Annotated in this window: 13 protein-coding genes and 1 pseudogene; 5 read left to right on the top strand and 9 right to left on the bottom strand. The window is 69.3% G+C overall.

Annotated features, from left to right (window positions below; all coding sequences use genetic code 11):
• Window positions 1-83 precede the first annotated feature (83 nt).
• Window positions 84-2348, top strand: coding sequence for a tyrosine-type recombinase/integrase (locus LG395_RS31950; protein ID WP_225812155.1), 2265 nt, complete (start codon window positions 84-86; stop codon window positions 2346-2348).
• 37 nt (window positions 2349-2385) lie between these two features.
• On the opposite strand, the gene LG395_RS31945 is transcribed toward LG395_RS31950, so the two are convergent.
• Window positions 2386-3264 (bottom strand): acyl-CoA thioester hydrolase/BAAT C-terminal domain-containing protein, encoded by an 879-nt coding sequence (locus LG395_RS31945; RefSeq protein WP_225812154.1) that lies wholly within the window; start codon window positions 3262-3264, stop codon window positions 2386-2388.
• A gap of 96 nt (window positions 3265-3360) precedes the next feature.
• Between LG395_RS31945 and LG395_RS31940 the strand changes: the two genes are divergently transcribed.
• Entirely contained in the window at window positions 3361-3855 is a 495-nt protein-coding gene (locus LG395_RS31940) for a diguanylate cyclase domain-containing protein (RefSeq protein WP_225812153.1), read from the top strand.
• Window positions 3856-4409: 554 nt separating this feature from the next.
• Here LG395_RS31940 and LG395_RS31935 read toward each other — a convergent pair.
• Window positions 4410-5318 (bottom strand): LysR family transcriptional regulator, encoded by a 909-nt coding sequence (locus LG395_RS31935; RefSeq protein WP_225812152.1) that lies wholly within the window; start codon window positions 5316-5318, stop codon window positions 4410-4412.
• A 95-nt stretch (window positions 5319-5413) separates the two neighbouring features.
• Here LG395_RS31935 and LG395_RS31930 point away from each other — a divergent pair, with 95 nt between their 5' ends.
• Complete coding sequence (locus tag LG395_RS31930; protein WP_225812151.1) at window positions 5414-6571, top strand: nuclear transport factor 2 family protein; 1158 nt, start codon at window positions 5414-5416, stop codon at window positions 6569-6571.
• On the opposite strand, the gene LG395_RS41770 is transcribed toward LG395_RS31930, so the two are convergent.
• The 4 genes from LG395_RS41770 to LG395_RS31915 form a co-directional block, all read right to left on the bottom strand.
• A complete protein-coding gene (locus LG395_RS41770) occupies window positions 6566-6973 on the bottom strand; it encodes an SDR family NAD(P)-dependent oxidoreductase (RefSeq protein ID WP_372463496.1) in 408 nt (135 codons plus the stop codon). The genes LG395_RS31930 and LG395_RS41770 overlap by 6 nt on opposite strands.
• A complete protein-coding gene (locus tag LG395_RS41765; RefSeq protein WP_372463495.1) occupies window positions 6937-7326 on the bottom strand; it encodes an SDR family NAD(P)-dependent oxidoreductase in 390 nt (129 codons plus the stop codon). The genes LG395_RS41770 and LG395_RS41765 overlap by 37 nt, the downstream gene beginning before the upstream one ends.
• A gap of 359 nt (window positions 7327-7685) precedes the next feature.
• The gene (locus LG395_RS31920; RefSeq protein ID WP_225812150.1) at window positions 7686-8459 is read right to left on the bottom strand and encodes an XRE family transcriptional regulator; all 774 of its coding nucleotides are present in this window, start codon (window positions 8457-8459) and stop codon (window positions 7686-7688) included.
• Window positions 8460-8670: 211 nt separating this feature from the next.
• Window positions 8671-9219 (bottom strand): hypothetical protein, encoded by a 549-nt coding sequence (locus tag LG395_RS31915; RefSeq protein ID WP_225812149.1) that lies wholly within the window; start codon window positions 9217-9219, stop codon window positions 8671-8673.
• A 290-nt stretch (window positions 9220-9509) separates the two neighbouring features.
• Here LG395_RS31915 and LG395_RS31910 point away from each other — a divergent pair.
• A pseudogene (locus LG395_RS31910) lies at window positions 9510-9653 on the top strand (NADP oxidoreductase); the annotation flags it as partial.
• 597 nt (window positions 9654-10250) lie between these two features.
• On the opposite strand, the gene LG395_RS31905 reads toward LG395_RS31910, so the two are convergent.
• Both LG395_RS31905 and LG395_RS31900 read right to left on the bottom strand, forming a co-directional pair.
• Window positions 10251-10577, bottom strand: a complete 327-nt coding sequence (locus LG395_RS31905; protein ID WP_225812148.1) for a hypothetical protein — start codon at window positions 10575-10577, stop codon at window positions 10251-10253.
• A 286-nt stretch (window positions 10578-10863) separates the two neighbouring features.
• Entirely contained in the window at window positions 10864-11577 is a 714-nt protein-coding gene (locus LG395_RS31900) for an SDR family oxidoreductase (RefSeq protein WP_225812147.1), read from the bottom strand.
• Window positions 11578-11647: 70 nt separating this feature from the next.
• On the opposite strand from LG395_RS31900, the gene LG395_RS31895 reads away from it, so the two are divergent.
• Complete coding sequence (locus tag LG395_RS31895; protein ID WP_225812146.1) at window positions 11648-12463, top strand: helix-turn-helix transcriptional regulator; 816 nt, start codon at window positions 11648-11650, stop codon at window positions 12461-12463.
• A 539-nt stretch (window positions 12464-13002) separates the two neighbouring features.
• On the opposite strand, the gene LG395_RS31890 is transcribed toward LG395_RS31895, so the two are convergent.
• Window positions 13003-13536 carry a VOC family protein gene (locus LG395_RS31890; protein WP_225812145.1) on the bottom strand — a complete coding sequence of 178 codons (534 nt, stop codon included), beginning with the start codon at window positions 13534-13536 and terminating at the stop codon, window positions 13003-13005.
• Between the last annotated feature and the right edge of the window lie 11 nt (window positions 13537-13547).

Raw genomic sequence — 13547 nt, 5'->3', positions numbered from 1 at the left:
GGGCACCCGCGCTGCGGGTGGGGCCGCTCGATCAGAGTCCGTCTGCGGAGGTCCTGGCCGCGACTGTCCAGCACGCGGAGCGGATGGGCTACAGCGACAAGCGTCGGCGTGATCTGCGGCGCGGGGTTCCCCTCATCCTCGACTGGCTGGCGTCCCATCCGGGAGGCGGATGGCAGGAGCGTTGGCTGGCCGCCGGCGCGGACGCCGACCTGGGCCGGCTCAGCAGGGTTCCAGTCGGCTCCACCGCCGGGGTGGTGCTGCGGCGGGCCACCAACGTTGCCGGCGTCGCGAGCCTGCTGCTGAACCAGGTGATCCTGCCCAGCCATGGCTTCCTCGCCGCCTACAGCTCGCTCACCTTGTTCCGGGACGTGTGGCGATCGATCCAATCTGACGTCTTCGACCGCATCCTTCAGCAGGCCAAGGACGACGGCATGGCCGAGCGGCGCCTGAACGAGGACATGAACGTGCTGTCGAAGCTGGTGCTGCACACCGGCCGCGGTCCCGATCAGCTCACGCCGGAGGACTTCGAGGAGTTCCGGCACTGGGGCCTGGCGAAGAACGGACTACTTCCGCATGGCATCTACCCGGCGTGGGACCTGCTGCGAGGCGTCGGCATCCTGCCCAGAGCCGTGTCCTACAAGGCCTTCCAGCACCAGGGCCAACGGCCCACTGCTGAGCTGGTCGACCGATATCGGCTGCGGTGCAGGCCGGTCCGCGACGCGCTGGTCCGCTATCTCGAAGAGCGCCGGATAGGCCTGGACTACGTGTCGTTCCAGCATTTGATCATTCATCTCGTCTCCTGCTTCTGGGCCGACATCGAAGCCCACCATCCCGAGGTCGACAGCCTTCAGCTGCCGGAGGAGGTGGCCATGGCCTGGAAGGAGCGGATGAAGTACGTCACCAAACGGACGGACAAGCCCCGCCCGCGCAAGAACTACCTCCACATCCTGGTCCAAGTCCGCAGCTTCTACCTCGACATTCAGGAATGGGCCCTGGAGGATCCGAGCTGGGCGCCACACGCTGTTCCCAGCCCTGTGCGCCGCGGCGACACCGACGGAATGCAGAAGCACCGGCGTCGCACCCGGGCCAACATGCACCAGCGGGTCCGAGAACGGCTCCCGCACCTGCCCGTGCTGGTTGCTGCAGCCGAACGGCACCGCGCCAGTCAGGAAGCACTGCTGGCCGCAGCACGAGCCGTCCCCGTCGGCGAGCGGTTCGAGCACGACGGCATCCCCTACCTGCGGTTCATCTGCAAAACGTGGGCGAGGAACACGCACCGCTCCCGCCCGGAGGCGGTCATGGTCGAGAACCTGGCCACCGGTGAGAAGACCGATCTATTCCAGACTGAAGACGATGTGTTCTGGTCCTGGGCGATCATCGCGACGCTCCGGCACACTGGGATCCGCCGCGAGGAACTGCTGGAGATCACCCACCTGGCGCTGGTGTCCTACCGGCCGGCCGACACCGGCGAACTCGTTCCCCTGCTGCAGATCGTGCCGTCGAAGAGCAACAAGGAACGGCTGCTGCTGATCAGTCCGGAGTTGGCGAGCGTCCTGGCCACCGTCATCACCCGCCTTCGTCGGGCCAACGGCGGGAACATCCCATTGACCAGCCAATACGACCCTCACGAACGGACCTTCGGTCCGATGCTGCCGCACCTGTTCCAGCGCCGGACGCGGGGTCACCGCAACGAGGTCATGTCCCACACGACAGTCCAGAACCTGCTGGACAGCACCCTGGCGCGCACCGGTCTGCGGGACGCCACGGGCAAACCGCTGAAGTTCACCCCGCACGACTTCCGCAGGATGTTCGCCACCGAAGCGGTCACCGGCGGCCTGCCTGTCCATATCGCCGCCCGGCTGCTGGGACACGAGGACCTCATCACCACCCAGGCCTACCTGGCGGTCTTCCAAGAAGACCTGATCCGTTCCTACCGCTCCTTCCTCGATCAGCGACGATCCCTACGGCCGACCGCGGAATACCGTGACCCGACAGATGACGAGTGGCGCGAGTTCCAGCAGCACTTCGCATTGCGCAAGCTCGAACTGGGCACCTGCGGGCGGCCCTACGGGACTCCCTGCAAACACGAACACGCTTGCATCCGCTGTCCCATGCTGCGAGTCGCCCCCGCTCAACGGGCCCGGCTGATCGAGATCATCCGCAGCCTGAGCGAGAGGATCGCGGAAGCCAAGCTCAACGGCTGGCTGGGCGAAGAAGAAGGCCTCCGGGTCAGCCTTGAAGCCGCTCACAACAAGCTCACCGCCATGGATCGCATCCGGAACCAGAGCACCACCCGGATCGCTGATCTCGGGATTCCGCAGATCAAGAACCGAGAGGGGACCTCTTGATCACCGATACGAATCTGTGCTTCAGTCTGCTTCGCGATCAACCGGCAGGAACCAGTGAGCTTTCGCCGCCGAGCACGTCGAGGATGTGGGGCCACGCAGCCTTGCCCAGGAGCACGTCAGCTTCAGGTGTGCCCCCGTACTTGAAGTGCGGGGAGGACGCCGATGCCGGGCTCTCGCCAGGAAGGCGCGGTCGGTGGCCGGCGTCGTCGCGGGCGATCAGACGCACGGTCGCCCCGGCCGAGCGTCGACGCTGAGCTAGCTGCTCGGCGAAGGGAAGCGACGGCCACATCGCGTCGTCGCCGCCCGCGACCAAGACCAGATCGGCTCTGGCCGCTTCCACGGGAATCTCCGCCGACGAAAGCGAGTGAGCGAAGGTCCGCTCGCTCAGTTCGTACCATCCGCGGATCGCGACGGGGCCGCTGTCCGGCTCCGTAGGAGTCCAGGAATCATCCATCGGGACAAAAGGCAGGGGCTGCTCCCGCCAGGTCCAAGACGAGCGATACGGATGGTGCGCTCCGTCGCGTCCCGGGCCGACGTTGCACCAGACCCGCGAGGTGGGCGACAGCGCGATGGCCACGTCCACGCGCGGGTCGTGCACCGCCGTGAGCAAGGCGGCTTCAGCGCCCTTGGAGGTGCCGAGGATTCCGATGCGTTGCGCTCCGCCCAGTCGGAGGAAGTCGACGGCGGCGGTGAAGGTCTCCAGGGGAACCTCGCAGATTCCAGGGGGCTGCCCGGGCCCGCCGAACCAGCGGATCGCCAAGGCTGTGAAGCCTTGCTGAGCGAGGATGCGCGCTCGCTCACGTTCGATGCGCCCGCTGGATCCTGCCAGGACCAGAACGCCGACGTCACTGCCGCGAGCTGGAGCGGTCAGAACGCCTTCCCAAGGATCGGCCAGCTCACGCTCAGTTATGTCCACGCGCTCTCCCTGTCGTCACAACTCTCAGAAACCCCTGTCCAGAACGCGGGGTGCGACCTACCTACCACAGCAACGTCGCACCCCGCCTCCACTCACATGGAGGTCTTCATCATGACGCCCCATACGCCACCTGAGTTAGTCCGGGAAAACCAGTTCAAAGCCGTCAACGACGACTTCGGGCACACGGCCGGGGACGCCGTCCTGGCCGCGACCGCCGCGTGGCTCACCGCGTGGGCGGTCCCGCGCGCCTCCGTCGGCCGCCTCGGAGGCGATGAGTTAACCGTCGTTCTGACGGTGTCCGTCGGCCGTCTGGCGCAGCGCCTGGCGCAGCTGGTCCGCATGCTGCACACCCCTGTCGTCCTCGAGGACGGGCGCATTGCCGACATGGCCGCCTCGGTCGGTGCAGCGACCCCGCACACGGTCGGCTCCCGCGGCCTGAGCTTGTTGCAGCAGGCCGCCGACGCGGCGCTGCACGACGGCAAGCACTCGGGTGCGCCGCTGTCGCCTCGTCCGCGCGCACCAAGGTGCCGTCCACCAACGGCCGCCGCGTCGGGCGCCCGGGAACGGCTGGTCGGGGGAAGGGCAGCATGAGCACCGCGACTCTCCCGCAGGGCGGCCGGATCCGCGGCATCAGCGTCCAGCAGCCACACGCCACCTGCATCCTGACCGGCGCCAAGGGCATCGAGAACCGCCCGCGGCCTTGGTTTGTGGACAGCTCAGCAGTGGTTCATGGAGTCCGACCCGGTGTCTCCGTGGTGGACATGTCCGTGACGGGTCCCTCCTCACGGAATTGGTTCTGATGTTGTCTGCCTGGCACAGAGCCCGACTGTCCCTGAGTCAGCTCAAGGTTCGGTTGAGGAGATCTCGGCCATCATGGTGATCGCCGGGGTCTCCGTCGCTTCCGCCGCACGGTTGGAGGCGTGAACCGCCGAAGGCCACAGCGCGACCTCGCCCGCCACCCTGAAACCTGGCCCGAAGCCGCCTCATGGACCCGGTGCCGCCGCCGTCCAGCACATCGCCCGCGCTCTGAGCGCGGTTACGAGTGGGCGGCGCCGAGGTGCTCCCGGCCCGGCACGGCGACGACACGGCCGTGGTCATCGTCGACCAGGACCAGTTCAAGCGGCATGGTCACCCTTCTCGGTCCGCTAATGAAGGGTGTGGGTAGGACGGACCGAGGCGAAGGCCGTGGCGAGCTGGTCGAGCAGGGGCGCTGCGGAGGGGTGGGGGTTACGGCGTGGTGTGATCGCGTAGATGCCCCGGGTCGGAGGATCGACGAGGGGCACGGTGGTGACGCCGGTCCGCAGGGCGCCCGTCAGCACGCCTGGTATCAGCGCGATGGCGTGACCGGTTGCGACTAGCGCCAGCTTGCCGACCAGATCGGCTGCGGTGAGGTCGATGCGGGCGCTTACCCCGGCGCGGGCGGCGTGCTGGCGCAGAAGTACCGCCGAACCGTCGTTGTCCTCGACCCAGGTCTGGTCGGCCAGCGTCTGCATGTGCACTGGGCCTCGCCCGGCCTGCGGATGGCCGACGGGCAGTGCGACGACCATGTCGTCCAGCCCGAGGAACCGGCGTCCGACCCGGGGGTCATGGGGCAGCCCTGGTGGTGCATCGGTGACAACAGCGATGTCGAGATCGCCGGCGATCACGCGGTTGTGTAGTTGCGCGCTCAGGTCCGGCAGCAGGCTCCACCGGATGGATCCGGCTCGCTCGAGCAGCCCCCGGATGGCCTCGGGAACGATCCCTGCGGCCAGCGATGGTGTCGCGCCAACAGCAAGCGGTCGATCGAACGTCCCGTCACGGGCGTCTCGTACGGCACGAACAGCGCGATCCGCCTCGTTGAGTGTGGCCACGGCGTGGTGCCGGAACACCTCGCCGGCAGGCGTCGGACGCACACCGCGCGCATGGCGTTCCACCAGAGGCACGCCGAGTTGCCGCTCCAGCCCGGCGATCTGCCGTGAGACGGCCGACTGCGTGTGATTGAGCTCGGCGGCCGCCGCCGACAGTGACCCGAGTCGGCACACGGTCACGAAGGTCCGCCACACCGTCAGTTCCATGGCATCAGTATGCGCGGCCGGCATGCGTCTCCCGCATGGCCGGCCTGCGTAATCTGCGCTTGTCGCAGTCCTCCCGGTGCGGAACTCTGGCGTGCATGACCACACCGCACACGATCGCCGTCCTCGGCTTGGGGCGCATGGGTGCCGCGATCGCGACTCGACTCACTGCCCAGGGCTGGGACGTCGTGGGCTGGACACGCTCAGGGCGCACATCAGGCGCCGTCAAGACGATCGGCGATCCGAACGAGGCAGTGGCAAAGGCCGACCTGGTGCTTCTGGCGTTGTTCGACGGCCCGGCCTGCCGGCAGGTCCTCGACGACGTCCGTGATGCGCTGCGACCGGACACGATGGTGCTGAACACCAGCACCATCGCCCCTGCCGAAGCGTCGGATCTGGCCCGGCAGCTCGGCCCGTCCTACGTCCACGCGCCCGTGCTCGGTTCCGTGCCGACTGCCGCCGCGGGCGCTCTGCAGATCCTCGCCGCCGCCGACCAGGACGCGCTCGATCGAGCTCGACCCGTTCTGGAAACACTCGGCACCGTGCGGCGCGTCGACGACGCTGCCACCGCCGCCGCGCTCAAGCTGATCACCAACAACAGCCTCGCCGGCGCCGTCCTCGCACTACGCGACTCACTGCGGCAAGCCGACGCCCTCGGCCTGCAACGCGCCCAGGCGCTGGACGTCCTCGAACTCGGGCAGCTCGGTGGGCTCGTGGCCCGCAAACGCTCCTTCCTCGACAGTGAGTCGCCCGTCGGCGCCGCCGACTTCACGATCGGTGCGCTGGTCAAGGACATGACTCTGCTGGCCGACGCGTCGAACACGCCTCTGCGCAGCGCCGTCGGTCTGGCTGACACCCCTGCCGCCCCCGAGGCCGACATCGCCATTGCCGCCACGGTCCCCGCTGCGTCGGACGCCGTTCTCGAACCGCTCCGCGCCTACATTCGCGGACATGCCACTGGCGAGCCCACCCACTTCCGCGGCGCGTTCCTGCCCACCGCCCACATCGAGGGCATCCGTGGCGGCACTTTCGTCTCGTGGCCTCTGGATGAATACTGCTCTCTCTTTCACGGCCGCCCGGCCCCGGACGAACCGAGCCGCTCTCGCCGGATCGACACCGTCGACGTCCACGGCACCATCGCGACCGCGACCATGACGCTCCAGCATGGCGCGGACACCTTCACCGACATCTTCCTGCTGGTCCGCGTCGGCGAGAGTTGGCGCATCGCCAACAAGGCTTATCACCGACACTCATGAAACAGCGAGAAGCGATCCCTCGCCCGAGGACTGGATCAGCAGGGGCCGGACGATGGCAGTGAACGCGATCCGGGCGCAGGGTTTGAAGGTCTCCACGGCACCATGGGAGCCCTGGGTGTCCGCGCCGCCGGGATGTGCGGCGACCGCGATCGTGCCGTGGCGGGCCGGCAGGCGGCGCTGGAGTTCATAGGTGAACATGAGGTTCGCCAGCTTGGAGTGGCCGTACGCGAGGGTTCTGTCGTACTCCCGTGCCGGCCAGTTGAGGTCGTTCAGGGCGAGGGGGCCGCTTCGGCGGTGATCCGCGCTGCTGACGGTGACCACGCGCGAGCCCAGGACGTCGAGCATCCGGTCGAGCAGCAGTCCGGTCAGGGCGAAGTGGCCCAGGTGGTTGGTGAAGCGCAACTCGAAGCCGTCGGCGGTTGTCCGCCTTTCGCGTGCATCACCCCCGCGTTGTTGATGCGGAGGTCGAGGCGGGGGTGAGTGGCACGTAGTTCCTCGGCTGCCGCCCGCACCGAGTCCAGTGACGCGAGATCCATGCGCTGCACCACCAACCACGCGGGCGGTACGGCGTCGAGGATGCCGGCCCGGGCTCGGGCGCCTTTGTCCATGTCTCGTACCGCCAGCACCACGGTCGCCCCGCGCGCGGCGAGGACACGGGCCGTGTCGAGGCCTATGCCGGAGCTCGCGCCGGTGATGACGGCGGTACGACCGCGCTGGTCGGGCACATCGGTGGGGGTCCGGCGCTCGCGGGGCATCATTCCTCCGGAAAGCAGAGTGTCGTGTCATATGGCGAGCACCGCGGCACCTTCCGGGGCGCTCGGGCCGCCTTGGGCGGACATGAAGAGGGTGGTCACCGCGGTCACGGCGCCTGTCGGTGAAGAGGCCGACCGAGGCGCGCGGACTCGAACCGCGGCTTCGTGGCTTATGCGGTCCCGGGGGCTGGCGATGCGGATGCACGGTGGTCACGTGCGTGTCAGGGGCGCAGTCGCATGACCGACGGTCGTGCGGACGGACGATGCCGGTCCAGGCTGACGGCTCTTGAAGGAGGAACTGCCGGCCCGAGGGCATCGTGGGAGCTCGGCGGGCGGACCGTCGTCCGCCCCCGGGCTGGGGATCAGCCCTCGTCCGGATCCTGTACGTCCATGCCGGTGCAGGCGAGTTGTTCGGCCACCTCCGCGCAGGCCTCAACGCCTCGGGGGGAGCCTACGGTGAGCATCGGGCTCGTGTAGCCGGTGGTGTCGTCGGCCGGGTAGGTCGTGGAGAGGACGTCCCGGCCCGCGCGTACCGAGACCTCGCGGGCGTGCGGGGAGCGCACCCGCACCTCCGACCAGGCGGCACCACAGGCCGGGGAGTAGCGCAGCCGAACGGTGTAGGCGGGGTCGGTGACGGTGCTGGTGGTCCGCGCGTCGCGTGCGCAGGCCGTCGCGTCGGGCAACTCGCCCCGGCAGGAAGGGCTGTGGCAGTGCGGGACCGCCATCACGACCGGCGCACCGGGCGAACCGCTCCGGTCGTGCGCGGCGACGGCGCCCACCACGGCCGTCGCCCCCGCCAGCGCGAGCACACACAGTGGCAGCCACCGCCGCCCGCCCGAGCGCCGGGGTCCGATCCCGTCCGGGGTGCTCGCGGGCGACGGCCGGTCGTCGGTGTGCTCGGTGGCCTCCCACAGGGCCAGTACCGCGTCGGGATCGACGCGGGCCAGCCGGGTGAGCGCCTCCACGGCCGCCCGCGGTGGCCGCTGAGCACCGGTCAGGTAGCGGTGCCAGGCGGACTTGCTGTACGGGGTGCGCGCTGCAAGCGCCGCCAGGCTCAGCCCCGTACCGTCCTTCAGTTCGCGCAGTCTGACCAGCAACGGTTCGTCGGACGCGGTCGGTTTTTCGGGGTGGGGCATGGTGCGTCCCTCGGCTCCTCTTCCACTATGGGCGCTTCGCCCTTGATGCCGGAATGGCTTCCCGAGGGGAAGGCGGTTGCAACACTCAGTGAGGGGTGAGGAGGGTGAGGCACATGAGCGCGTCGAAGGCCTGTTCGGGGATGCGTGGTCCTCGAACAGGCCTCGACGGCCGGGCGGGCGGTGGTTCAGGGCGTACGGCGGTGGGAGGCCGTCAGCACCACGGGAGCGTGGCGCCGACCCTGACGTAACGGGCGGAGACGTAGCCCCTGTGGTGGGACAGCCGGTACCACGTGTGGTTGCCGAACACCCCGGTGCCGTAGCGCCTGCAGGTGAGGGCCACGAGCCGGTGGTGGTGCCGGTGGCCGACCACCCGGTAACCGGTGCCCGGGCCGGAGCGGACGTTCAGCGTGAGGCGGTGCGTGACCACGCGGCCCACGGCGGGGATGCCACGCCGGTACGACGCGGTCTGCACGATGACGCGGCGGAGCCGGTGGGTGCGGTGCGCCGACTGGAGGCGACGCCCGGCGTGGTACTGGCGGTGCACGCGGTGGACGCTGCGGTGGTGGCGAGCGGTGCGGTGCTGCGCCGACCGGGGCCGGGTCGGAGCGGGCAGCAGCGAGGGGAGGGTGTGCTGGACGCCGGCGGCGGGCGGGGAGTACGGGGTGGTGCCGCCCGCCGGGGCGGCACCGGCCGCCGTGGGCAGGATGGCGAGCACCGCGACCGCGGCCAGCAGGCCGCTCTGCAGGGTCCGTCGGATCATGAAAACCTCCGGGCTGTCGTTCTCGTGACCACGCATCGTGATCACGACAGCCAGCGTTTCCATGACGAGCCGTCAGGATGCCGTTCCCACGTCCCGTGGGACACCGGGACGTCCCGGGGAACGGGCGGGGCCGCGGGGGAAGAGGCGCCGGCGGTGCCGAGCCGCCTCGGCACGCCGACGCGGCGACGCCGTCCCAGGTCGTGTCCGCAGAGTCATGGCAGCCAGAGTTGTAGGCAGGTGAGGGTGATCGGGCTTGGTGGTGGCGGGCGCGTTCGTCGTAGCGGGTGGCCATCGAGAGCCTCGGGCTGCGCCCGCTGGACGTCGGCGACCTGAGAAAGGCGCACTGGTCGGAAGGAGCGGAAGTGGTCACGCTGGGCCTCGCCAACCACGGGGTGGGGAACTTGAACTTCGCCCTCGGCATCACCGACTGCCCGTTTGAGCAAACGATCGACCGAGCCTCCTCGGAGCGGCTGCCGACCGGGAGACGGAGCCGGCGTGAAGGCGATAGCGCAACGCACAAGGCTCCCGCGCTGTTTCTGCCACACTCGACCTCCCACACACACCCTGATCGAGTTGGGCACGATGCTCATCGCCCCGACTGTGTGACGACGCCAGCGCACTGGACATCTACCTGCCACCGCGCCTAGCGGCGCTCGCACGGAGAATCGCCGAAGTGCTGGAAATGGCACAGCCGGCCATCGCAGGCCATCGCATGAGGCAGGGGCCGCAGCGTCGTTGGACGGTGCGGCCCCTGAGCCGAGCTCCGGGGACGTCAAGAAGCCGAGGCATTCGCCGCCGGCCTGCCCGACGTCGCCGCGACTACACGCCGTCGACCGCCAGCTGTACACCAAGACGATCTGGGCCGACTGGCTGTGCGGCTGGCACAAGCCGGGCCACGGGCGGCGGGGCTCGCAGAGTTCGCGGCCGGGATCGCGGACGGCACGGTCGTGGCGAAGGGACCCGACCCGCCGGCCCATAACCGACCCGATCCCCTACCGGTTGCCGGGCCAGGTGGCCAGCACAACATCTGCTCAGGGGCAGATGTACACAAGATTGCCCGGCGGAACGAGGTCGTCCGGGCCGCCGTGGAACCAGCTACTGTTGTCATAGAGCAGCTTGTAGACGTTGATTCCGAACCTCGCCGCATACTGGGAGAAGGTGCCCCCGGCCCGCGAAGTGATGCGGCTGCAGGCCGCCGGGTGTGCGGTGCTCTGGGGGGCCGATTCAGCAGAGGCTTCAGTGGCCGCTCCGGTCAGAGTGCCGAGCACGATTCCTACGGCCACACCGAAGGACGCGATGACGCGACGCTTGTGCATGATCTCCCCCATGGGCCTGATGGGCGACTTGGTCGTGAGCACGGTTGCACAGTGCACAAGGCGTAACAACGGTGCTAATGAGCCATCGGTACTTCAGCCTGTCCAGCTCCATTCCCGCTTCCTCGGGACCCGGCGTGAGGAACGACCTGAATGCAAGGGCAGCAGCCCGGCGTCGACGCGGGGCTCGCTCAAGGCGCCATGCCGACGCGCAGTTCAACCCGATGAACACCGATAAACCGTTGATGTCCACGGACACGAACGCCACCGGCGCCAAGCGCTCCCACGCGGTCGGCGGATCGATCCGGGGCACGGGCGTTCCGATGACTGATCACCAGGGCACGGGCGTTCCGTCCCAGGAGAAGAAGCCGCCGGTGGGGCCGTCATCCGGCAGCATGGCCAGGCGGAGGGCACCCTGCGCGGCCTCGGCCGGGTCGCCGCCGGCAGCGGCGGCCCGGGGGTTGAGATCGGTGGCCCGCAGGCCGGGGGCGAGCGCGTTGACCTTGAAGCCGTCCTCGGCCAGCGTCTGGGCGTAGAGGACAGTGAGGGCGTTGAGGGCGGCCTTGGACGACCGGTAGGCGGCGGCGCCGCTTGCCGGGGTGAACTGGGGGTTGGGGGTGGTGCTCCAGGTCAGCGACGCGGTGCCACTGGAGACGTTGACGATGCGCGGGCGCGGGGACCGGCGCAGGGCGGGCAGGAAGGCGTTGGTCACCGCCACTACCCCGAACACGTTGGTCTCGTATGTGCGCCGGTACTCCTCGACGCCGGTGTCGGTCGGCGGGGCGAGTGACGGCGAGATGCCGGCGTTGTTGACCAGCACGTCCAAGCGGTCCACCTGAGCGGCGGCCTGTGCGATGCCGTCGGGATCCGTCACATCGAGGACCAGCAGACGGGCCTCGGCCCCGATCTCCTCGACGGCCCGCTGCCCGCGCCCGGGATCACGGGAGCCCACGTACACGGTGAGGCCCTCGGCGGCGAGCAGCCGGGCGATATGCTTGCCGATGCCCTTGTTGGCACCGGTGACCAGAGCTGTGCGTTCGTTCATGGCAACCACACTTCCCTGGTCGTGGGTGCCCTGCCAGGGACAGCCTGTACCAGGCAGGGGAGGAGACGACATGGCGCGGCAGGAGCTGGCCCACTACCTGCGGGACCGCCGGGCGGCCCTGCGTCCGCACGAGGTCGGCCTGGCGGCTACGGGTACCGACCGCCGCACACCGGGGCTGCGCCGCGAAGAGGTGGCGGAGCTCGCCCACATGTCGGTCGACTACTACACGCGGCTGGAGCAGGCCCGGGGGCCGCGGCCATCGACCCGGATCCTGGACGCGCTGGCCCGCGCGCTGCGGCTCACGCCGGCCGAGCGCAGCCACCTGTTCCGCCTGGCGGGTTCGAGTGCGCCGCCCGGCATCAGCGCCGTGCGGCGGGTGCGCCCGCACGTGGCCCGGATGCTGGAGCGGCTGCCGGATACCGGTGCCATCGTCACGGACGCGGCGTACGACGTCGTCGCCTGGAACCCCCTGGCCCGGGCACTGCTCGGCGCCGACCTTGGAGGCGGGACGACGAACCTGGCCCGACGCCGCTTCCTGAGCCGGGGGCGGATGTACGAAAGCTCCAGCACGGAGGAATTCGGGCACATCGTGGTGGCGCGGTTGCGCCGTGCCGCGGACCGCTACCCGCATGACCCGCAGCTGGCCGCGCTGCTGGCCGAACTGCACGCCGGCAGTGGGGAGTTCCGCCAGATCTGGGAGGCGCGTCCAGTCCACGCTCCCGGGCACCGCACCAAGACCCTGGACCATCCGGATGCCGGTGCGCTGCGGTTGAACTGCGACGTCCTGCTCGTGCCCGAGGATGACCAGGAGGTTGTCCTGATGACGGCCGACCCCGGAACACCGTCCGTGCGGGCCCTGCGCAGGCTGGCCACGCAGGCGACCTGAAACGAAGGATGCGCACAGGTCTCGCCCGCGGTCACAGACCGTCGCAACTCCATATTCATGGGAGCCGGTACCCACCTTGATACCGAGGCTTTCCACGCACGCCCATCTGCGCAGGCTCCAATCCGACCGTGAACCGCGGCTTCACGGAGCTCCGCGAGTGCGGACCCGCCTGGAGGGCTCACCGTTGTCGCGTCTGCGCTCACTGTCCGGCACTCGCTCGCCTGAGAGGCGGGCACCAAGGGCGCCCTGATCACTTCCGCGGCGCTGCTCCTCCTGAGCCTGGGAGTGGCGCGTCCAGTGCTCGACTTCCCGAACGTCGATGGCAGCAGCCTCGCCGGTGCAAGTGCCGGCCAGAAGCGGGCGGTTGAGGCTGCTGTCGAGGAGGCGTTCGGTGACCATTTTATGCGGCTTGCGTCTGCACCAGATCGCCGGGGAAGTCGATCGCGTCGACGAGGGGCGGGCGGCGTACCCGGAAGCCGTCGCGCAGGCTTACGCGGCCTTCGCCCGCCCTCCGGACTGCCGGGAGCATTCAGGATCCGTCAGCTGGTTGCCCTGACCGGTGCACTGCTGCGCCCGTGCTGTCGACCGCTGAGTTCAGCGTCGAGTGTCTCCTGGGCCACGCGCATGGCGTCCGCGTACACGGGCTCCTGCAACCGCTTCCACATCTCGTTCTCGGAGACGTCCTCGACGCAGCTGACCACCCACCAGATATTGCCGAAGGGGTCCTTGACACGCCCTCCGCGCCGCCCGAAGGCGTCGTCCGCCAGCGCAGTCACGACATGACCGCCGGCAGCGACGGCGCGGGAGAACGCCTTGTCCGCATCGGCCACGAACACGCGCAGCAGGCTCGGCATGGTGGGCCAGTCCGCGTGCCGGTCGAAGGCCAACAGGATGGTGTCGCCGACCCGGATCTCAGCGTGACCGATCAAGCCGTCGTCGGTCGACACCCGCCCGAGTTCCTCGCCGTCGAACGCCTGGGTGACGAAGTGGAGGAAAGCCCCCGTGTCGTCGGTTACCACCCAAGGGGCAACGGTGGTGTAGCCCTCCGGCGCGGTGCTGGTCTGCTCGGACATAGCCGTCCTCT

This window comes from Streptomyces spinosus (assembly GCF_020400655.1).
GTDB classification, from domain to species: Bacteria; Actinomycetota; Actinomycetes; order Streptomycetales; family Streptomycetaceae; genus Streptomyces; species Streptomyces argyrophylli.
The sequence above is the reverse complement of the archived record's forward strand: the minus strand, read 5'-3'. Positions and strand labels throughout refer to the sequence as shown.